The 21,292-nt window shown below is 28.9% G+C and carries 28 protein-coding genes and 1 pseudogene; 24 read left to right on the top strand and 5 right to left on the bottom strand.

Annotation, left to right across the window (positions count from 1 at the left end):
* Positions 1–98: 98 nt before the first annotated feature.
* The 4 genes from P344_RS05370 (at position 99) to P344_RS05355 (ending at position 3,916) form a co-directional block, all read left to right on the top strand.
* A complete protein-coding gene (locus tag P344_RS05370; RefSeq protein ID WP_025317848.1) occupies positions 99–1,925 on the top strand; it encodes an AAA family ATPase in 1,827 nt (608 codons plus the stop codon).
* Positions 1,925–2,515 (top strand): 4Fe-4S single cluster domain-containing protein, encoded by a 591-nt coding sequence (locus P344_RS07695; protein ID WP_236681381.1) that lies wholly within the window; start codon positions 1,925–1,927, stop codon positions 2,513–2,515. The genes P344_RS05370 and P344_RS07695 overlap by 1 nt, the downstream gene beginning before the upstream one ends.
* Positions 2,516–2,518: 3 nt before the next feature.
* The gene (gene tpx / locus P344_RS07690; RefSeq protein WP_025317846.1) at positions 2,519–3,019 is read left to right on the top strand and encodes a thiol peroxidase; all 501 of its coding nucleotides are present in this window, start codon (positions 2,519–2,521) and stop codon (positions 3,017–3,019) included.
* A gap of 630 nt (positions 3,020–3,649) precedes the next feature.
* Positions 3,650–3,916 (top strand): hypothetical protein, encoded by a 267-nt coding sequence (locus tag P344_RS05355; protein ID WP_025317845.1) that lies wholly within the window; start codon positions 3,650–3,652, stop codon positions 3,914–3,916.
* Positions 3,917–3,945: 29 nt separating this feature from the next.
* Here P344_RS05355 and P344_RS05350 read toward each other — a convergent pair whose 3' ends face one another.
* The 3 genes from P344_RS05350 to P344_RS05340 all read right to left on the bottom strand — a co-directional run bounded on the left by P344_RS05350 (position 3,946) and on the right by P344_RS05340 (position 8,341).
* A complete protein-coding gene (locus P344_RS05350; protein WP_038677634.1) occupies positions 3,946–4,359 on the bottom strand; it encodes an HIT family protein in 414 nt (137 codons plus the stop codon).
* An 85-nt stretch (positions 4,360–4,444) separates the two neighbouring features.
* On the bottom strand, positions 4,445–6,157 hold the full coding sequence (locus P344_RS05345; protein ID WP_025317843.1) for a lipoprotein: 1,713 nt from the start codon (positions 6,155–6,157) through the stop codon (positions 4,445–4,447).
* Between the two features lie 18 nt (positions 6,158–6,175).
* Positions 6,176–8,341, bottom strand: a complete 2,166-nt coding sequence (locus tag P344_RS05340; RefSeq protein ID WP_025317842.1) for a Vmc-like lipoprotein signal peptide domain-containing protein — start codon at positions 8,339–8,341, stop codon at positions 6,176–6,178.
* A gap of 189 nt (positions 8,342–8,530) precedes the next feature.
* On the opposite strand from P344_RS05340, the gene sufC reads away from it, so the two are divergent.
* The 13 genes from sufC (at position 8,531) to P344_RS07670 (ending at position 17,101) form a co-directional block, all read left to right on the top strand.
* The gene (gene sufC, locus P344_RS05335) at positions 8,531–9,346 is read left to right on the top strand and encodes a Fe-S cluster assembly ATPase SufC (RefSeq protein ID WP_025317841.1); all 816 of its coding nucleotides are present in this window, start codon (positions 8,531–8,533) and stop codon (positions 9,344–9,346) included.
* Entirely contained in the window at positions 9,346–9,807 is a 462-nt protein-coding gene (locus P344_RS07685) for a hypothetical protein (RefSeq protein WP_248679138.1), read from the top strand. Before sufC ends, P344_RS07685 begins: the two co-directional genes overlap by 1 nt.
* A complete protein-coding gene (locus P344_RS07680; protein WP_248679135.1) occupies positions 9,749–10,180 on the top strand; it encodes a SufD family Fe-S cluster assembly protein in 432 nt (143 codons plus the stop codon). The genes P344_RS07685 and P344_RS07680 overlap by 59 nt, the downstream gene beginning before the upstream one ends.
* A 4-nt stretch (positions 10,181–10,184) precedes the next feature.
* On the top strand, positions 10,185–11,414 hold the full coding sequence (locus tag P344_RS05325) for an aminotransferase class V-fold PLP-dependent enzyme (protein WP_025317840.1): 1,230 nt from the start codon (positions 10,185–10,187) through the stop codon (positions 11,412–11,414).
* A 6-nt stretch (positions 11,415–11,420) separates the two neighbouring features.
* Positions 11,421–11,864 (top strand): Fe-S cluster assembly sulfur transfer protein SufU, encoded by a 444-nt coding sequence (gene sufU / locus P344_RS05320; protein WP_025317839.1) that lies wholly within the window; start codon positions 11,421–11,423, stop codon positions 11,862–11,864.
* Between the two features lie 14 nt (positions 11,865–11,878).
* Positions 11,879–13,291 carry a Fe-S cluster assembly protein SufB gene (gene sufB / locus P344_RS05315; RefSeq protein ID WP_025317838.1) on the top strand — a complete coding sequence of 471 codons (1,413 nt, stop codon included), beginning with the start codon at positions 11,879–11,881 and terminating at the stop codon, positions 13,289–13,291.
* 3 nt (positions 13,292–13,294) lie between these two features.
* On the top strand, positions 13,295–13,840 hold the full coding sequence (locus tag P344_RS05310; protein ID WP_025317837.1) for a 5-formyltetrahydrofolate cyclo-ligase: 546 nt from the start codon (positions 13,295–13,297) through the stop codon (positions 13,838–13,840).
* Between the two features lie 108 nt (positions 13,841–13,948).
* Positions 13,949–14,233, top strand: a complete 285-nt coding sequence (locus P344_RS05305) for a hypothetical protein (RefSeq protein ID WP_025317836.1) — start codon at positions 13,949–13,951, stop codon at positions 14,231–14,233.
* A gap of 1,301 nt (positions 14,234–15,534) precedes the next feature.
* Positions 15,535–15,693 carry a hypothetical protein gene (locus tag P344_RS07130; RefSeq protein WP_201773792.1) on the top strand — a complete coding sequence of 53 codons (159 nt, stop codon included), beginning with the start codon at positions 15,535–15,537 and terminating at the stop codon, positions 15,691–15,693.
* Positions 15,677–15,829, top strand: coding sequence for a hypothetical protein (locus P344_RS07125; protein WP_201773791.1), 153 nt, complete (start codon positions 15,677–15,679; stop codon positions 15,827–15,829). The genes P344_RS07130 and P344_RS07125 overlap by 17 nt, the downstream gene beginning before the upstream one ends.
* 23 nt (positions 15,830–15,852) lie before the next feature.
* The gene (locus P344_RS07120) at positions 15,853–16,086 is read left to right on the top strand and encodes a hypothetical protein (RefSeq protein WP_201773790.1); all 234 of its coding nucleotides are present in this window, start codon (positions 15,853–15,855) and stop codon (positions 16,084–16,086) included.
* A gap of 89 nt (positions 16,087–16,175) precedes the next feature.
* Positions 16,176–16,574, top strand: a complete 399-nt coding sequence (locus P344_RS07675) for an alpha/beta fold hydrolase (protein WP_236681379.1) — start codon at positions 16,176–16,178, stop codon at positions 16,572–16,574.
* A 236-nt stretch (positions 16,575–16,810) separates the two neighbouring features.
* Complete coding sequence (locus P344_RS07670; protein WP_236681378.1) at positions 16,811–17,101, top strand: alpha/beta fold hydrolase; 291 nt, start codon at positions 16,811–16,813, stop codon at positions 17,099–17,101.
* A 66-nt stretch (positions 17,102–17,167) separates the two neighbouring features.
* Here P344_RS07670 and P344_RS05280 read toward each other — a convergent pair whose 3' ends face one another.
* Positions 17,168–17,446: a hypothetical protein gene (locus P344_RS05280; protein WP_025317832.1), complete on the bottom strand. Its 279-nt coding sequence runs from the start codon at positions 17,444–17,446 to the stop codon at positions 17,168–17,170.
* Positions 17,447–17,648: 202 nt separating this feature from the next.
* Between P344_RS05280 and P344_RS05275 the strand changes: the two genes are divergently transcribed.
* The 6 genes from P344_RS05275 to rplA all read left to right on the top strand — a co-directional run bounded on the left by P344_RS05275 (position 17,649) and on the right by rplA (position 20,749).
* Positions 17,649–17,963 (top strand): hypothetical protein, encoded by a 315-nt coding sequence (locus P344_RS05275; RefSeq protein WP_025317831.1) that lies wholly within the window; start codon positions 17,649–17,651, stop codon positions 17,961–17,963.
* Positions 17,964–18,091: 128 nt separating this feature from the next.
* On the top strand, positions 18,092–18,502 hold the full coding sequence (locus P344_RS05270; RefSeq protein WP_148552338.1) for an ETX/MTX2 family pore-forming toxin: 411 nt from the start codon (positions 18,092–18,094) through the stop codon (positions 18,500–18,502).
* Positions 18,503–18,572: 70 nt separating this feature from the next.
* The gene (locus tag P344_RS05265) at positions 18,573–18,848 is read left to right on the top strand and encodes a hypothetical protein (RefSeq protein WP_025317829.1); all 276 of its coding nucleotides are present in this window, start codon (positions 18,573–18,575) and stop codon (positions 18,846–18,848) included.
* Positions 18,849–18,949: 101 nt separating this feature from the next.
* Positions 18,950–19,303, top strand: a complete 354-nt coding sequence (locus P344_RS05260) for an ETX/MTX2 family pore-forming toxin (RefSeq protein ID WP_025317828.1) — start codon at positions 18,950–18,952, stop codon at positions 19,301–19,303.
* 316 nt (positions 19,304–19,619) lie between these two features.
* Complete coding sequence (rplK, locus tag P344_RS05255; RefSeq protein WP_025317827.1) at positions 19,620–20,063, top strand: 50S ribosomal protein L11; 444 nt, start codon at positions 19,620–19,622, stop codon at positions 20,061–20,063.
* Positions 20,063–20,749, top strand: coding sequence for a 50S ribosomal protein L1 (rplA, locus tag P344_RS05250; RefSeq protein WP_025317826.1), 687 nt, complete (start codon positions 20,063–20,065; stop codon positions 20,747–20,749). Before rplK ends, rplA begins: the two co-directional genes overlap by 1 nt.
* A gap of 21 nt (positions 20,750–20,770) precedes the next feature.
* Here the strand turns inward: rplA and P344_RS08140 are convergent.
* A pseudogene (locus P344_RS08140) lies at positions 20,771–20,917 on the bottom strand (agmatine deiminase family protein); the annotation flags it as partial.
* Here P344_RS08140 and P344_RS06885 point away from each other — a divergent pair.
* Positions 20,905–21,234, top strand: coding sequence for a cation-transporting P-type ATPase (locus P344_RS06885; RefSeq protein ID WP_025317825.1), 330 nt, complete (start codon positions 20,905–20,907; stop codon positions 21,232–21,234). The pseudogene P344_RS08140 and the gene P344_RS06885 overlap by 13 nt on opposite strands.
* Positions 21,235–21,292: the final 58 nt, after the last annotated feature.

Raw genomic sequence — 21,292 nt, 5'->3', positions numbered from 1 at the left:
ATAATAAGAAAACTAAATCAGATTTAATAGTATTCTTTGTTAAAAACATTTATAATTAATAGTGATCATTAGTAACAAGCATATGAAAGGGGAACAATATGAGTGTTAAAAATAACTTAGATAAATTAAAAAACCAAATTGGAATCAAACGTTGTATTATTGTTGAAGGAAGTATCAATGACATTTATGAAAATAATAATGGCTATGTTAGTTTAAAAGAACGGATTAAAACATTGCTAAAAGAAAAAGGCTTTCATGATATTTTTACTTGGGATCGCATTGATGGGTTAACTGGGGGAAATGTAAAAAGTCTAACATTAGTTGAAGATGAGAAAAAGGACCATTCGCAAGAAGGCGAAGCATATGAGTTTGGCAAAGAATTAATTAATAACCAAAATGAACAAACAAATCATCAAACAGGACATTTTACTTCTTTAGCGGAATTTTTTGCAATTGTGCGGAAAAATATGCTAGGGAATAACCCTAAAAAAGTTGCTTTTATTGCTGACAGCTCGGATTATTTATTCTCTAATGAACAAAGTTTAAGTGAAGATGAACGGGTTAATTTAATTTCCCTAAGTAAAGCTTTTAAAGATAAGAAGTTTGAACAGTCAGAAATTATTGATTTTGATACTTCGTTGATTTTTATTACAAATAGTATTGGAAAACTACCAACATCGTTTTATCTTCATAATCCGGATGTAAGTACCATTACATTAACAAAACCAAATCGCGAAGAACGTGAAAAGTTTATTTTAACTAATAAAAATTTCTTTAAAATTAGTGAAGATTTAAACCAAGATATCTTAAAATTACAAGATATTTACGATACAATGGAAGGGTGAACTCTGAAAGAAGTTTACCAACTGATTAAATACTCAAATAATATCAATGAACGGTTGCCATTTGAAAAGTTATTAAATTCTTATCAATATGGGGATAAAGTTTCACCATGAGAAGAAATGAACTATCAAAAATTAGCAACAATTGAAGATGAACTACGAAAAAGAGTTATTGGTCAGGAGCATGCCATTGAAAAAGTTAAAAAAGTTGTTTATAAAGCATTTACCGGTTTATCGGGTGTGCAGTATTCATCGAAACGAACTAAACCAAAGGGAACTTTATTCTTTGTCGGGCCAACAGGAGTTGGGAAAACAGAATTAGCAAAAGCTTTAGCAAAATTTCTCTTTGGAGATGAAAAAAATTGTATTCGCTTTGACATGTCAGAATATAACCAGGAAGCAAGTGACCAAAAATTAATTGGGGCCCCACCAGGTTATGTTGGTTATGAAGAGGGGGGGCAATTAACAAATGCCATTAAGGAAAAACCATTTAGTGTTCTTTTATTTGATGAGATTGAAAAAGCCCACCCCCGTATTTTAGATAAATTTTTACAAATTTTAGAAGATGGGCGGTTAACGGATAATAAAGGTCAAACTGTTAGTTTTTCTGATTCATTTATAATTTTTACTTCTAATATTGGGGCTAGTGAAGTTGATGACTACCAACCATTTGATCAGATTCAAAAAGAATTTATTCAAAAGGTTTCTGATCATTTTCGCACCGAATTAAAACGTCCAGAATTATTAGGAAGAATTGGGAATAACATTGTTCCATTTAACTTTATTAAAGACACTGCTTTCAAAGCAAAATTAATTGCTCATAAATTAAAACCAATTCAATTAGCTGTTAAAGAAAAATATAAAGTTAATTTAGAATTTGTAGAATTAGAAAAAATCTTAACCATTATTATGAATGATGCTGATGATAAAAAGGGTGGTCGGGATTTATTAAACAGTATTGAAAAACATATTGTTGATGGCTTAAGTGAATTTATTTTTACTAACCAAGCGAATTTTCGAGTAAACCAAACGATTATTGCTGAACCACAAGGATCAGTAATCAACTACACAATTAAAAATTAATGTCTAAAAATCTTATTAATTTTAATCGCTTTGTTTCATTCACTACCATTGAAGGTCCTGGCAACAGATTTGCTTTATGAATGCAAGGATGTATTCTTAATTGTAAGGGGTGTAGCAATCAAGAAATGATTCCCTTGGTCAATAAAAATGTAATGGAAGTTAAGGAATTGTTTAAAGCAATTCTCGATGCTAAAATTAGATTTAATATTGAAGGAATTACAATTCTTGGTGGTGAACCATTTATTCAACCCCGCGCCTTATTAGAGTTAGTGCAATTGTGTAAAGCCCATAATTTAACAGTAATTATTTTTTCTGGTTATGTCTATGAAGTTTTACAAAAAAAATACCCGGTGATTTTGGAATTTGTGGATATTTTAATTGATGGACCATTTTTAATTAATAAGCTAGATAAAAAAAGAAGATTAATTGGTTCAGCTAACCAACGCGTGTTAAAATTATCGCCGGTATATGCAGATGATAATTATTTTGAACAAAATATTATTGAAGCCGAGTTCACTGTTAAGGAAAATAGTTTAATCATTAATGGTGATGGGGCGCACTTAGTAAATGATAATATAGAGGAGGAATAGCCAATGGGAGCATTTAAATTAGAAGGTAATGTGTTTGACCACATTAAACAAGATATTATTAAAGTTGGTGACAAATTAGAATTCAAAGCAACAAATGGTGATATGACAGATTTTAATATTAACGATGTAAAAAGTGATTACAAAGTAATTTCTGTTATTCCAAGTATTGATACGAGTGTTTGTTATACTCAAACAGTAAAATTTAATAAGGATATCAAAGATTATCCCCAAGCATGATTAATTACCATTTCCCGCGACTTACCTTTTGCCCAAGAAAGAAGTTGTGAATCATTCCGTGATAAAGATCACTGTTTAGTTTCAGATTATAATTATCGTGATTTTGGGAATAAAACAGGGTTAGTCTTTAACGCAACACAAATTTTACCCCGTGCAGTATTAATATTAGATAAAGATAATATTGTTCAATACATTGAGGTTGTTAACCCCGTCGGTAAAGAACCAGACTATAACAAAGTATATGAATTCTTAAAAAACCATGCCTAAAAGTATTATTTATAATAATACTTTTTATTTTTAACATTTTTTTTGTTTGTAATTGATAATTTAATTTGTGTTTGGATAATTGTAAGAATTTATAATTTTAGTAAAATATTATGTGGAGAAGAGAATAAATTATTACCTTATTATAATATTAATAAATAGAAAAAAACTATTATTAACTATTAAGAATATCCACTAATGTTTACCCATGAAAAATTATAAATATATTAAGTATTATAAAAATACACGCCAGTAAGTCAATATGAAATATTTTATATTTCTATTGAGGTGCATTTGTGTAATCTAAATTATTAAGTTGTTTATTTTTTTAATAAATAATTTTTAATTTTAAGTTTTTATCAATTATCTAATTTTAAACCTAATAAGAATGGAGCAAATAAGAACTAATGATACATCCAGATAACAATTTATTTTATCAAATAATAACAGAAATTAATCAAGTTATTGAAATTGAATCCGCTTATAATCATATTAATTCTTTAATGTCCTTAAAAATTGAATTGTATTCCCTAAAAAAAAATAAAACCCACCAAAATTAAAAATAACCTTGTTGATCGTTATTTAACTGTTATTAACAAACAAGAAGAATCTTTAAATAATAGTATTATAACTTTGATTGATGAATATTGTTACTTATCTTTAAAACATTATCAACAAAAACGTTCTCCCCAAGCAGTTTGTGATAATTTGAATATTAAGATTTTAAAACAATTTAACCTTATTAATAACAATATTAAATTATATTATCTTCATAATTTTTTAGGTAGTTTTTTAATGTGAAAACAATTAAAATTAGAGTTAGAAAATTTAAGAACTGGTATTAAAAAATATAAACTAAACTACTTGTATAATAATAAAATAATAGTTAATGAAAAATAAAAAAACAATTTTTCCCCTGAATTGTTTTTTTATTTGATGGCAATTTTATTTTTAATTTCATCTAAACTAGTTAAATCATCATTGGGATTAATATTAAAATTATATCCTTCCTGACGATGATATTTGGGAATCACATGCATATGATAATGGAAAACTTGTTGAAAAGCCTCTTCTTTTTCATTAATAATATAGTTAATTCCTTTTGGCTTTAAAGTGTCATAAATGCGATTAGCAATTAATTTTGAAGCTTTGGCGACTTCTGCTAAATACAAATCTTCGGTGTCGCTAAAGTAATCCGAATGTAATTTGGGAATTACCAAGGTATGTCCGTCGCTATTTGGAAAAATGTCTAAAAATGCGTAAACATATTCATTTTCATAAACTTTACTACTAGGAACCTCCCCGTTAATAATTTGACAGAACAAACAATCTTTTTTTAACATTTTTATGTACCTCCTTGTTTAACTCCATATTTATATTATAACAAAAAAAGCAAAAAGCCATCTTTTCGGATGACTTTTTGCTTTATTAATCACGACTAATAATGTATGTTCCAATCGCATCATATAAAGCTTGAGAATATATGTTTTTAGGATCATTATTAAAGGCTAATGAATATAATCTTGTTTTCCCTGATTTTTGTAAATCAGTATTTTGGGCCATGGTATATTCAATTCACTTTAGAATATTTCCTTTATAATTATTAACACTTGTTGGAGAACCATCGGGTTTATATAATGGGGTTCCTGTGTTATCATATGAACCTAGGTAACCATCACTATTATATAATCATTTAACTGATAATCCTTGGACTAACCAATTAGCATTTAAGTCGGTTGGTTGACCCCCTGATCCGTAAAATTTCATTTCTAATTTATTGGCATCAGTAATTGGTTTATCTTGATAATTTAAAGTCATATTATTCATTAAATCAATCGTATAAATTGGTAACACAAAGACTAATGAAGCATTACGTTTATTGGCATCAACAAATTCATAAGTTGAAACTTGGTTAGTTGGCCCGTTATTAGCCCGCATAATTCCAGCGGTTAACACATTTCCTAAATTATTTTTATATAAGTCAGCATTATTAATAGTTGTAAAAATTGAATTATCACTTTTCTTGAAACCAACAAATCCCTTAAAACCAGGAATATTAAAGATGGGGTCAATACCGTCTTTAATTTGGTTAGTAGTATTAGGAACGGTGGGATTAACTGCAAAATCTTTTTGTAATAAATCAATAATCGTTTTTTTGTCAGTACCATTTGCTGCGTCATTAATAGTTTTAATTGTTGAATAAGGGAATTTTTTTTCTAATTCAGTTTTTGACATTTTAACTTCTCACACCATTTTAATGTATGATTTTCATGTTGTGCGTGAAGAAGGATTATCTTCTCATGATTGGATATTATTGAATAGGGCTCCATTTTTATTAATGTATAAATGCGAATCATTTCCGGATCCGTATTTACGAATTTGATTTTGGTGTAAATAGGTAGTTGCTAAAATTTGGTCAACAACACTGGGAATTTCAATATGGTTATAATAGTCATTAAAACGCACTTTTAAAGCTACTTTTTTAGCATCTTCACTCAATTTATTAAAATCATCATAACTAGACTGGTATAATTTTTGATCAATCTTAAATTTATAACCAGAATTTTTTTCTAACTCAGCTCGTGATTTAGCATAATCAGCAAGTGAGAAATCACGCTGACCACTACCAGCTTTGTCGTAGAAGTATGATTTAACCCCTAAAACAAATCAATTATCAGTTTGGTAATCAGGAGTATACCCTTGACTAGCCATTTTATATTCTAATGGTGAGTTATTACTAATACCTGCTAAATATTCGGTATATAGTTTATCAAGAGCAACTTGTTTAACAAAGTTAACAATTTGGCGGGCAATGATGTTATCTGGTTGAGAAGTATCAATTGTAACCCCGGTATAACGTGCACGGGTTGCTTCTTCTGCTGAGTAATAGAATTTTGAAATATTACAATCTAATAAACGAATTGCTAATGTTTTTAAGTCAGCACTGTTAAAAATTTGGTTGAAAGAATATTGAACATAGTCAGCATTACCATTAATTTCGGCAATAATTCAATTTTTAATTTCATCGGCAATCGCTGGGGTATCAAAACGTTCAAATTTATCATTTTTACAAGCAACAACTGCTGAAGAGGTTGAAGCTAAAATTGAAATTGTTCCTAAGATACTTAATAATCGTTTCATTTATCTTTGTCCTCCTTTTTAGTATTCAGCAATTGTTCAGAATTTACCATTTGTTGTTGTAATGTTAGTTAAAATAGCACTGACATCAAATGTTAAATCTGGTCAACCAACTGCATATCCTTGAATTGTAGTATTTTCAGTTTGAACTTTTGAAATAAAGGTTCCAATTGCTGATCCTGTTAAATTACTTGCCGCAGAATTAATAACGTTTGTAAACCATGTGGTATCTGCTTCACTGCCTGATTGCGTTTTAAAAGTTAAGAAACGTTTGTACCAATCATCAGGGGTAGCAATCTTAACAATGTTTTTTTCAACGTTATTAAAGAAATCAAAGATTCAGAATCATCATAAATTACTTGTTGTCCCATCAGTTGAAGAATCTAATTTGGCGTATTTTTTAACTTCATCTAAGATGTTAAATGTTGTGCGACTACCAGTAATGGTATTAGCGTTACTTTGGTTAACTAAATATTGTAAATATTTAGCATTTTGAAATTGTTTGTTCATTTTACTATTAACACTAACATCATCAGTTTTGTTATGACTAGCTGCTTCAAAAGTATTGTGGGCATAACTTAATGAGTCAAATTGTCAGCTATTACTATAGTTATTGTAATTATCTGTTTTTGCCGGATCTAAGTACTGACCACCATCAATGTGAACAATATGCAATCCATCAGTATCAATAAACGCAATTACTGAATCATCTTTTAGTTGCGAACCATCACTAACTTTACCAATTTTTCAAACTTGGCTCATATGGGATGAACTATCACTAGAATTACGACTTAATGTTTTAATTGCGGCATCAGCATCTGCTGGAATAGTATCATATTTAGTATTACCAACATTTCTGTAAATATTCGCTTTCACAACATTTGATTTAAAAGTATCATCACTATTATTTAGTGTTAATAAACTTTTTGAACTAGCAGCAGTTCCATTATTATTACGATAGAAAGTTTCTCAATCTTTGGGAGAACTTCCAGATAATTTGCCAAGATCGGTAGTAATGTTTGCTAAAACACCTTTATCAAAATCATCACTAGTAATTCCATCTTTAAATGCATTGGCCGCGTCTTTAAAGGCATAAGTAACTTGAGAAATTGCTAATGGTTTTTGATTAGTAAATCAACGTTCTAAAGAATATTTTTGGAATAATGATAATTCTCCAGCTTGGTAAATGTTTGAGTTTAACATTAAAGAACCTAACTTATCATTAGTTGTTCCGTCAAAAACAGGGGCGTCTACCATTGGATGTTCTTGAAGATATTGCGCGGGAGATTTTGTTTTCAAATCGGTGGCAATTTTTTTTAGGGTTGCTGAAATATCAAAATTTGGGTAAGTAAAAATTCAGGCATTGGTTTGATAATTTCATTGGAATGCCAATGCTAAATCACGACGCGCATTAATATTATCTTTATTTCAATCATCAGCCGATTTTTTTTTGACTACAGTAAAATCATAAAAATCATATAAATAATTAGTTAATATTTGGTTACTACTTGATTGGTAACTACGCATATTATTGTTTAATAATACGTTAGTTAACATTGTGGTAGCACTTGTGCCGTTATCAGCCCCGGTTGCCATAATTGCTGCTTTATAATTGTTTTCTTCAATTTCATATTTCTTTGAACCAGAAGCACCAGTAATATCAGGATAGTTTTTATCTAACCATTTATGATACTCGTCTTCTCATTTTTTTTGGTAGTCGTTTTTAAATGATTGTTTTTTATTTTCAACTTGTTGATTGCTGTTAGAAACTAATAATTTTCATTGTTGACTTAAAATTACTTGTAAATCTTGGTAATCAGCAACATCGGGCATTTTTTCACTCTGCGCACTATCAACTAATTTACTACTATTAGCTAAGATTGAAACACTTAGAATTTGCATTAATTGTACGGCCATTTTAATTCTAGTTATTCCATCCCATTCATTAGGGTCATTACTTCATTTATTTCCCCCAGTATTGGTAAACGGATCTTTTAGTTCATTTCAAACATCAGCGGAAGTAACACTTTTTCCTCCCCCAATTCCGGGTAACCATGCTCAAACACTATTCCCCGCACTGTTTTTATGTTGATCCTTTGTATTGTCTTTATTACTACATGCTGCTAACGTTCCAACTGGGACCCCAGTAATTACGAAACTAGCTAGTAATGACAAAAGTTTCTTCATTAATATTTCATCCTTTCTTGAGTAGTTATTAACTTGGCTGAACTTTTTCTTATTAAAATGTAAAGAATTACATTTAATTTTTATACAAAGTCTACTTTTATTGTACAATAAAAGTAGACTTTATTATAAAAAAATTGAGATATTTTTAATAAAAAAAGCCTGATAATTATAGGAAAATGAGGTGGGAAAATGCAGCAAATTGAAATTAAAAATTTACATGTTTCAGCTGATGGTGATATGATTTTAAAAGGTTTGGACTTAGTTATTAAGCAAAACGAAATTCATGCTTTAATGGGACCAAATGGTAATGGAAAATCAACTTTATTATCAACTATTATGGGTCATCCCAATTATAAGGTTGAACAAGGTGACATTTTATTTGATGGTGAATCTATTTTGAACAAAACAGTTGATGAAAGAAGTAAATTAGGCATCTTTTTTGCCATGCAATCACCAGTTGAAATCCCTGGTGTTTTAAACTTAGATTTTTTAAAAACAATTATTAATGCTCATCGCAAAACCCCAATTAAATTAGCAGATTTATATAAAACAATTAATGAAAATACTAAAAATTTAAAAATTGAAGAATCAATGATTCAAAGATATTTAAATAGTGGTTTTTCTGGGGGAGAAAAAAAGAAAAACGAGATTTTACAATTAAATGTTTTAAATCCTAGTTTTGTTTTAATTGATGAAATTGATTCTGGATTAGATGTGGATGCTTTAAATGTTGTTAGTGGGGAGCTAAATAAAAGAATTGGGAAAGATTTTGTGGCCTTAATTGTTTCTCATTATGATCGTTTTTTCAACTTGGTAAAACCAACGCATGCTCATGTAATTATTAAGGGAAAAATTGTTAAAAGTGGTGATTATCAATTAGTTGAAAAAATTAACCAGGAGGGTTATGAATGATTAATGCGCGAATTAAAGATTAATGATGTTAAAAATAAAGATCAAAAACAAATAAACGCAGCGGTTGGTTGTGCCGCTAAAAATGCAAAATAATGAGTGTTTTATTAAATAATACGGTTGTTAATAATCAGATTAATATTATTGATAATTCGCAGCATCAAACAGTAAAGATTGAGAATTCTAGTGATGGGGAAAATTTTGAATTTAATATTGCTAATAATATTAAAAACTTAACCTTATTAGTTTTTCTTCATCTCAATAATACTGTCAACCTTAAATTTAATATTGCTAATAATAGTAATATTAATATTGTTAACATTTATAAAAAGAAAGATAACCACCAGGATGTTAATTTAGAATATAATGTTTTGGCGAATAGTACTTTAAATTTATATCATTTAAATATTGTTGATAGTAACATCAACGAAAATATTACTTTTAATTTATTAAAAAAAAGAAGTAAAGTAATTTATTATTTAGCAAGTTTATCAACTAGTGACAAGCAAAAAAAATGAAATTATTTATGCGCATCATCAAGCACCCCAAACGTTTAGTGAAATCAAAACTTATTCAATTGCTAAAGATGCATCATTACAAACAGTTAAGTGTACTAGTCACATTGAAAAAACTATGGTTAAATCAGAATCTCATCAAGAATTGCGCTTATTAGTTTTTGATAAAACTTCGCGGGCAATTTCAGATCCGATTTTACTAATTGATGAAAATGATATTAAAGCTAGTCATGCTAATGCATTAGGGATGCTAGACCCTGAACAAGTATTTTATTTGCAAGCTCGTGGTCTAACAGTTAACCAAGCGCGCAAATTAATTTGTATGGGATATTTTAAACATGTAATTGAAGCAATTGATGATGAAAAAATTCAAACTGAAATTATTAACGAAATTGATCGCGAAATTGGAGAGTAACATTATGGTTGATGAAAAGAATATTAAAAAGTTGTTTCCTTTTTTTGCAAATAATCCCGATGAGATTTACTTTGATTCTGCGGCAACCACTTTAAAACCACAGGTTGTAATTGATGGTGTTGTTGAATATTATAGTAAATATGGAACTAATCCCCATAACACTGATAGTGACTTAGCGTTCCAAACATACCAAAAATTCAACCAGGTCCGCAAGAAAGTGCAGAAATTTATTAATGCAAAGGATAGTAACGAAATTGTTTTTACATCCGGAACAACATTTGCATTAAATCAAATTGCTTTTGGACTTGAAGATACTATCCAGCCGGGAGATGAAATACTGATTACTTATCAAGAACATGGGTCTAACATTTTACCATGATATCGTCTTGCAAAAAATAAAGTAGCAACTGTTAAATTTATCCCGTTAAAAAATCATACTCCTGATTTGACAGCCCTAAGCAAAATGATTAATGAGAAAACAAAGGTGATTGCCTTTGCTAATATTTCTAATATTTTAGGTTATGAAATTGATGTTGTTGCCGTAAGGCAAAAAGTTCGAACTTTAAATCCTAATATTATAATAGTAGTTGATTGTGCCCAAGGAATTTTACATACTAAAACAGATGTCCAAAAATGGGATGTTGATTTTATTTGTTTTTCAGCGCATAAGATGTTTGGACCAACCGGGGTTGGAGTTTTATGAGGTAAAATTGACCATTTAAAAGCATTACCGCCCTTGATGGTTGGCGGAGATATGAATGCCCGCATTAGCAGTGATGAGTTATCATATCTTTTAAAAGAAGTTCCGTTTTGTTTTGAAGGGGGGACCCAGAATATTGCTGGTATTTTTGGGTTTGAGAAAGCAATCGATTTTATTAACAAAATTGGTTTAGATAATATCATTGCTTATGAACAGCAATTAAAACAATATGCCGTTGAACAATTTAATTTAAAATTAAAAGATAAGATAATTATTTATAATCCTGATGCGGAAACAGGTTTATTAGTATTTAATGTTAAAAATAAATTTGCCCAAGATGTTGCAACCCACTTAGGAACCATTAATCATATTACCGTGCGGAGCGGAGAACATTGTTCAAAATTAATTAATCAAGTTATTGGGGAAAGCAGTACAGTGCGAGTTAGTTTTTCAATATATAATAATAAAGAGGAAATTGATAAGTTAGTTCTAGCATTAGTTAATGAACAAGATTTTTTAGGAAGGTTGGTGTAAACGAGAATGGAAAATAAAGATCCGATATTTTTACGGCAAATAATTATGGAACACTATGCAAACCCTACCCAAAAAGGTCTTTTAAAAAATCCAACTAGTCTTTATATCCATCAAGCTTCGGATTCTTGCATTGATGATATACACCTTGAACTGGAAATTGCAAATAATAAAATTACAAGTGCAAAATTTGATGGAATTGGGTGCGCGATTTCAACCGCCGTAACAGATATTATGGCGGTTGAAATTATTGATAAACCAGTTGCAATGGCGATCAAAATTATTGATAATTATTTAAATATGTTATTTGAAAGAAAATATGATGAAACAATGTTAAATGAATTAATTGCTTTCATTAATGTTCCAAAACAACCAAACAGAATCAAATGTGCTAGTATTGGGATCAACGGTTTTTTAAAGTTATTACAAGAACATGAAAAAACACAGAAATAAAGGTGGTGGATTAAATGTCGAAGTTAAAACAAGAAAAAGAAATTAAAGAGCTTTCGACATATAAATATGGTTTTAGTGATGGTGATATTTCTTATTTCCATACTGACCAGGGAATTAATGAAGAAGTAATTCGAAAAATTTCAAGTTATAAAAATGAACCAACATGAATGTTAGAATATCGTTTAAAGTCATACCATAATTTTATAAAAATTAATAATCCCAAATGGGGCCCTGATTTATCTTTTATTAATTTTGATGAATATATTTATTATTCAAAATCAACTGATAAAATTGCTAAAACTTGGGATGATGTTCCCGAAAAAATTAAAAATACTTTTGACCGCTTGGGAATCCCAGAAGCTGAAAAAGAATTTTTAGCAGGAGTCAAAGCCCAATATGATAGTGAACCAGTTTATGGCAGTATGTTAAAAGAAGTTGCCGAAAAGGGAGTTATTTTTTTAGACTGTGATGCTGCGTTAAAAGAACAACCAGAATTATTTAAAAAATATTTTGGTACTTTAGTTCCGAATAGTGATAATAAATATGCGGCTCTAAATGCGGCAGTATGGTCAGGAGGTTCATTCATTTATGTTCCCAAGGGTGTTAAATTAGATAAACCGCTCCAAGCATATTTCCGGATTAATTATCAAAATAGTGGACAATTTGAACGAACTTTAATAATTGTTGATGATGATGCAGAACTACATTATATTGAAGGATGTACTGCTCCAATTTATTCGGAAAACTCATTGCATGCGGCAGTAGTTGAAATTTTTGTTGGGAAAAACGCCAAAATGCGTTATACTACAATTCAAAATTGAAGTGATAATGTTTTGAATCTAGTAACTAAAAGAGCAATTGTTGAAGAAAATGGTCAAATGGAATGAATTGATGGAAATATTGGTTCAAAAATCAATATGAAATATCCTAGTTGTATTTTAAAAGGCCGAAATGCAAAGGGACAATGTATCTCAATTGCGGTTGCCAAAGAAGGTGTTATTCAAGATGCCGGAGCAAAAATGATTCACTTAGGAAAAAATACTTCTTCTAAAATTATTTCAAAATCAATGACCTTTAATGGTGGTTCAGCAAATTACCGGGGACTAGTCCAAATTGGTCCCAATGCCCAATATTCAAAAGCTCGTGTTGAATGTGACACCTTAATTTTAGATGGCAAGTCGCATTCCGATACAATTCCCCAAAATAAAGTTTTTAACAATGAATCACAGATTGAACATGAAGCAACTGTCAGCAAAGTTTCTGAAGAACAGTTATTTTATTTAATGAGTCGGGGTTTAAGTGAGCAGCAAGCATTAGAAATGATTGTAATGGGTTTTTTAGAACCGTTTACCAAAGAAATTCCAATGGAGTATGCGATTGAATTAAACCAATTAATTAAAATGGATATGGAAGGTAGTGTTGGTTAATCAATGGTGAAATCAAAAGATGAAATTCGACACGAAAAATTATTTTATTGTCAGGCCCTAGATAAGAAGTACTATCAAAAAAGTAACCGGATCATTCGGAAAAAACTATTAAAGTTACCCACTTTAAAATTGGCAAAAACCATTGGGATTTATTATTCAATTAATAAAGAAGTTGATACGTTAAAAATTATTAACTATTTATTAAAACATAAATATACTGTTGTTTTGCCAAGAACAGTCAGAACTGCTTTACAATTTCACCAAATTAATAATTTACAAACTGATTTAACATACAATGCAAAGTATAAACTATATGAACCGGATATTAATTTGCCAATCTATCCTCCCCAAACTATTGATGTAATGATTATTCCCTTATTATCCTATGATCTTGACCATTATCGTTTAGGATATGGAAAAGGTTTTTATGATGGTTATTTAAAAGAGTTTAGCGGAACTAAGATCGGTTTAGGTTATCATTTTCAATTTATTGAAAAATTACCTTGTGAACCTCATGATATTCCCCTTGATATAATTGTTACTAATTAGTATTTTAATAAATTAGAAAAAAGTTTGTCGCCAGGTTCGTGGCTTCTCTTGATATAATTTTTTAGTATTAAATTATTACCATTCAATTAAAAGAAGAGGAGAATGCTAATGGCACAGCACGCAGCAACCGCAAAACATGCTCCTTCTTCAATACATAATAATTTATCTAATAAAAAAGGACTTCGTCAAGCAGGTTATATCTTTATGGTTATTAACACTGTCTTTTTAGCTTTTGCAATTATACCAATGATTTGGTGTATTCAGATGACAATGACGGCTAAAAAGAAAATTAAGAATTTAAATGAGTCCGCAATCTGTTTAGTTATTTTTACTTTTTTATTTGTTAGTTTTATTGGGGTAATTTTATTATTGTGTGGAGAAAGTGCCAAATAAAATAGAGTTAACCTATTTTATTATTGAAAAAAATGTAGGGACTTCTACATTTTCTTATTATTAATATTTTTTGCAGTGATTTTTGATAAGCTTGCTGGCCTTTAATCATTAAGTATAACGGAATAATACCAATAAAACCCTTTAAAACAACAAAACCACAAACAATATAATTAAAAATTATTTTTATTTTAAATCTCTGCGGATTTTTAGTTTGAATTGCTAATAACGCTTTAGTATTCTTAAAAGAACTGCGAGGATGCTTCTTTTTTTCTTGATAGTATTTTCAAAGAAAACTTATTTCAAAATATAACAAAGTCCCAAAAAAAGATCAACGGAATTATTTGAATAACAGGTGGGATTCATTGGCTATGACTTAACAAAATTATTGCTTTTGTAAAAATTGAAATTGTTAACGCAGCGTCTAATACTGCAATAAAAATTATACTACCAAAATAATAATTGATTTTTTTATCAATTTCCATTATGACACTCCTTTTTAAATTTAATCTTATAAATTTAGAAAGACAACATTATTTTTAACCTCAAAAATTGTTTTAATTTTTTTTAAATATAAAGATTTTTTAAAATTAATAACATAACTAATAATTACCCGAATTTTAGAAAAATTACAAACATACTTTTTAACCAAGGATAATATATTTTAGTTTTAATTAGTCGAAAATTAAAATATAAAAACTTAATGAGGTTCTTAACTCCCAATTTAGTAAGATGCTTAACCCGGTTAAAAATATATTTAACTGTAAATTTAAACCAAAAAACTAAGCAAGTAAAAACACCAAAAATAATTAGGCCAAAGCTAATTAAATTAGCAATTATTAATGAGTAGGCGATTAATAAAATACTATTATTTAAATTAAAGTTAGTATTTAAAACCACATTGATTCCTTGCCATAATAATAAGAGTGGCTGCAATTCCGAAAGATTATTTTTATTTTTATACCATTCGTAAGTTTGTAAATTTTTAGAAATTTTAGTAGTTCTTTTTAAAAATTTAACAATTCAAAAAATAGCAAAACAAGTAATAATAATTAGCGTGGTAATATTGCTTATTATAAAAAATAATAAAGTAAAAGGAGAAAGCAATCAAAATCTTACGAATAATAAAAGAACTGATAATTGTTTTAATGGCGAAAGTTTTTTCATTTGATGATCTTCTTATTTTTGACTAAATTATAACATATCTTAACAAGGCACTTTAAAAAAGATAAAATAGTTCAATAAAATATTTTATGTTAAAATATAGGTGGTGTATTATTGCTGCTTAAATTCCTTTTGAACCAATGATGCATGTGCAAATGTTATTACAAAACTTAATTTATGATTTCTCACAATTTGCGATTGCGTTTGATCGTGTTGACCCCGATTTCTTATTAACCCCACAGCGTTGGAAAACCAAAGGATTTTTACGATTTGACCTAGTTAATGGTCCAATTAATTAGTGCCTTTGATGTAATTAGTTTTGCCATCTTTGGTTATGGCTTTGGTGTCTTAGCAGCATATAATGCTGATCCAACTTCAGCCAATGCTGCTCATCATGTGGCAATGTTCCAATCAGGATGATTTATTGGAGGATAATTACACAAACTGTTGTTATGCAAATGTTTTGTACTAAAAAAATTCCATTCTTCCAATCATATGCAACATGACCTGTTAATATGACAACAACAATTGTGATTTGTTTAGGATTCTTAATTCCTTATGCCTTCAACAATGTCTTTAGTATTATGCCGCCACCAGTAATCTATATTCCAATTGCCATCGCGGTAATTGCAGACTACTGTTTAGTCGCTCAGTTCTCAAAAGTTGCATATATTCGGGTTGCTAAAAGTTAACTTTAATAACCAAAAACGTTTATTTAATTAAACGTTTTTTATACTATATTTATAAAGGTAGCAATGATTTATGGGGAGTAATATTAACTATGGAAAAAGTAAAAGAATTTGAATTAAAACTACGAGATGGTAAAGATTTACATATGTATGAATGACTAAATGTCGAAAAGCCAAAAGGAATTTTACAATTAGTACATGAGCATGTGAACATGCTTTGCTTGCGTTACCAAGATTTTGCTAATTTTTTAAATAAAAATGGTTATCTAGTAATTGCTAATAATCATCGTGGCCATGGGAAAACTGTTAAAAATAAAGAAGATTTTGGTTATTTTGCCGATGAAAATGGATGGCAAATTTTAGTGGATGATTTATATGAAGTAAATAAATATATTCAAGAGAATTATCCACGTTTACCAATTGTGATGTTTGGACATAGTATGGGTTTTTTTAGCTCGGCATTATGCAATTGAACACGGGTGATACGTTAAAAGCGGTCGTCTTTTTTGGTACTGCTCATATGACACTTCAACTTTAAAATTTGCACGCAAAGTTGCTGCTCGTCATCAAAAAAAATATGGGCCAAAAGTATTAGACAAGTTTATTCATAAGCATTCTTATGCTCCATTAAATAAAAAATAAAAAAGAGGGTAATCCCGGAGCAGAATGAATATCAAGTGATAAAAATGTACAACAATTATTTTTAAAAGATCCGTTAACTTTCCCAGTGTTTACGGCAAGTGGCTATAAAGATTTATTTAGTGGGTTAATGTATATTGAAAACAAGGATAATATTCAAAAAACTCCAAAGCAGTTACCAATTTTATTTTTATCGGATAAAATGAATCCTGTTGGAAAATTTGGTAAGATGGTTATTAAAACTCATAAAAATTATTTAAAATATGGTTATCAAGCAAATATTAAATTATATAATGAAATACGCCATGAAATCTTAAATGAAAAAGATAAAGGTGAAGTTTATCAGGACATTTTAGCGTTTTATAATAGTAATATTTAATAATTTAAAAAATGTGAATTTTAATTAACTTAAAATTCACATTTTTTCTTTTCTTCGTTAATCTTACTAATTATTTTGCTTTTTATTTTTTAATAAAGACCAAATAAAGATAAGGATGCTTACTCCTCCCACAATCGGGGTTAAAATAACCGTAAAAATAATTTCATTTTTTAATAAAGGTAATTTTGAACTATTTAAAATTTGACGAGGAGTTGTAAATTTTAAAAATTCAAAGCCATTAACCTCGTTTCCTAAGAAAACTATTTTTTGGCTACTTATTAAAATTAAACCAAGAACCATAAAAATTAAGGTTAGGATCATCAAAATTAAAGTTACTTTTTTCATTAAGCCTGTCCTTCTTGTCAATTATTTATATATTTTTATAATTCATGCTATTCCTTACGTTTATCTTAACAAAAAAAAAAAAAAAGTAAATCTTTTTAAATAAAGATCAATAAAATTAATATAATTTATTATGGATAGGATATACTAGAATATTTTACTCGCTTAGACATAATAAAATAATTTAATAGAAAGGACATGAAATATGAAAAAGTTAATTTCAATTTTTAATGTTGGGATTTTATCAACGACACCTTGTTTTTCAATTTTGGGTTCAAGTGCTAACGATGTTCTCCCTCCAAGTAGTATTGAAAATTTAACCACAGATGTTGACAATCTTGCGATGGATTATTATCTGGGAGAACACTTCATTCATAACAATTCAACTAGTGCTGACTACATTGCTTCGCTTTTGCTAAATACAACAGGCTGTGCTGAAGCTTACTACACAAAAGCATTAAATTCAAATGTTATTGAAACATTTAATGACACATATACTAACAATACAAGTAATGATTAAAAAATAACAATTATATTCAAAAACAATAGCTAATACTGCTTCATGAAGTATTAATGGTGCTACTAAAACTAAAATTACTGAAAAAGTTGATTTCATTTTATTTGAAGGAAAAATTAGTGCAGAATTAGATATTTCAGGAGGCTTTACTAATACGAACAACAGAAACCGAAACAGTTGAGGTTCCAGAGCAAGAATTTACCTTACCAGCGTATAAAACAGTGGTGGTTACTTACATTATTGAAGAGGGAACTTATCAAAGTGATGGGTGGATAAGATTTTTTGTTTCCTCTGATACTTTGATTTGAACATCAACATGAGAAAATCCTGATGGTCAGCAATATTCAATCCCTTTTAATCTTAGATGATTGGTTGGATATTTTAAATCTATTGGTCATGGTAAGTATCTGTTAAATAATTACCAAGGTGATTCAGTAATTACTGTTGATAATCTTGATAACCTTCAAAAAATTTCTTTAAACTTACCAATTTCATGAGTTTCACAAGGTAAAAAAATTAATGTTGAGTATAAGGTTAAATAATAATAGAAAGGAAAATTATTATTGATATTTACAAGTGCTATTATAAATTGGTTCATCTTGTTCGGCTTCAATGTTAGAAACTAATAAATTTTTTGATTTTAAAAATAATGAAACCGTGCCACCAACTACTTTAGAAAACTTAATGCAAGATATCAATGAAAAATATTTACGGAATAATCCTGATGTTTATGCAATCGAATCATTATCTGATGCGACAACCGATTTGGCAAATTGTTTTATTGCTAACAAAGCAGGAATTGTTTCAGCTTATAATTTTTATGCAATTAATTCAAATGTTGTTAAAACTTTTAGCAGTAGTTTTTCTAATACTTCTGATTTATCATAAACATTTAAAACCCAGTCATATTCAAAATCTGTAACAAATACAATTTCATATTTTATTGAAATTGGGTTTAAAATTAGTGGATCTTTTAGTCTTGCATTATTTTGATCATCATTGCTGCAGATGTGGAAGTAGATTTATCAGGTAAATATAATCATACAACAACTACAACAGAAAAAGTAACAGCACCTAGTCAACCGGTTACTGTTAATCCGCATTCAAATTTGGATGTTACTTATATCATTGAACAGGGAACATATGGAGCTGACGGCAGAATTAAATTCTACTTACCATTAGATGCAACTTTTTATAGTTTATGAATGAGTAATGGGAATAGTTATGGTTACAATATAAAAGATTTAGTGCATATATTAGCTTATGAAGATGGTTATAGTAAATATTTGTGCAAGAAGATTATCACGGTGATTCTGCTCTCTTACAGTTGATGACATTGCTAACCCCAAACATGTATTGTTAAATTTACCAATTTCATGAACATTACAAGGTGGGGCGTTTACCATTTTATATAATGAAACAAGTATCTAGTTTTTTAAGATAATTTATTTAAAATAGCTAATTATTTAGCTATTTTTTTAAAAGTTAAGATCGCAACTAGAATTGTATTGTTTTTTAAATAATTTATGCTATATTTATATAGGCACTTATTTTAGATAAGTAAAATTACTGAATAAAATGTGCTTAAATGTGGTAGAAATAAGATTATTTCGTTTGGACCACAGCGAGAATTAATATATATATAAGGAGGAATTGCTCGTGGCAAAAATTACTAGAATTGCTAAATTAGAATTTCCAGCTGGACAAGCAAAACCAGGGCCAGAGTTAGCATCATTAGGGATTAATATGCCCCAATTTACTACACAATTTAATGAAGCAACCAAAGACCGTATGGGAGATATTGTCCCAGTTGTTATTACTGCTTTTGATGACAAGTCATTTAAATTTGAATTAAAAACAACTCCCGCTGCTATTTTATTAAAAAAAGCAGCTAATATTCAAAAAGGTTCACCAAAAGCAAAAGAACAAAAAGTGGCGACAATTAGTGTTGATCAAGTTCGTAAAATTGCCGAATATAAATTACCAGATTTAAATGCTAATGATGTTGAAGCAGCAATGCGAATTATTGCCGGAACTGCAAAGAATATGGGAATTGTTATTGAAGGAATGGAATCTTCGAAGGAAGGTAAAGGTAAAAACTAATGGCTAAATTTGGAAAAAAATATAATAAAGTTGTCAAATTAGTTGATAAAAATAAATTTTATCCCATTTCAGAAGCAATTGAATTGGCAAAAACAACAACAACCACAAAATTTGATTCAACAGTTGAAGTTGCTTTTAACTTAAATGTTGATCCTCGTCATGCTGACCAACAAATTAGAGGAGCTGTTGTTTTACCAAAAGGAACCGGAAAAACTCAAAAAATCTTAGTGTTAACAAATACAAAAGAAACTGAGGCAAAAGAAGCGGGAGCTGATTTTGTTGGAGGAAAAGATATGATTGAAAAAATCCAAAAAGAAAATTGATTTGGATTTGATGTTATTATTGCAACTCCTGATATTATGGCAGAATTAGGAAAAATTGGGAAATTACTAGGACCAAAAGGTTTAATGCCAAACCCGAAAACTGGAACAATAACTCCGGATGTGAAAAAAGCCGTTGAAGAAGTTAAAAAAGGAAAAGTTGAATATCGTGTTGATAAAAATGGTAATATTCATGCAATCTTAGGAAAAGCATCATTTAAAGCAGAAGACTTAAAAGCTAATTATGATGTTATCTTTGATACAATTCGTAAAGCAAAACCATCAGCTGTTAAAGGAACATATATTAAAAACATTGCTGTCACAACAACAATGGGTCCTGGAATCAAAGTTTTAATTGAATTATAAAATAAAAAGTTATCTTAATATTTAAGATAACTTTTTATTTATTACTTGTTGGTTGCTTTTGGTAATGCAATGAATATTACCCTCGTCAAGCAGAATTTCACGGGCCATAATTGGCTTAATTTTATGGTTTGGGAAAACTGTTTGTAATGTTGTAATTGCCAAATCATCATTATTTAAAAGAAAAGTTTTTTAGTGAAAATAAAACAAAGTTAATTGAATACGCTAAATTAGACCAAACAAACTTATTAAATAAACTAGAATTAGCTAGTTTTGGGTTAATAAAAAAAGAATATCAGAAACGTAAAATTGAATTTGGGGAAAATATTTTAACAAACAATAAAATGCAATGAGGATGAGAATTTTTAAAAGCATTCTGTGGTCCTTTTAAACTAATTTTTTGAGCAATTATTATTGGTAATTTAATTGTTTATTTTACTAACCCTGTTCTTTCACCATATTTTTTGGTAGACTCAATTTTATTTTAATTAGTATAATCTTAATTATTAGTGGAATTATTAGTTTTACCAAAGTAATTCGTAACGC

This window comes from Spiroplasma mirum ATCC 29335, assembly GCF_000565195.1.
Lineage (GTDB): Bacteria > Bacillota_I > Bacilli_A > Mycoplasmatales > Mycoplasmataceae > Spiroplasma > Spiroplasma mirum.
Note: the sequence above shows the minus strand (reverse complement) of the source record. Positions and strands in the feature narration are given on the sequence as shown.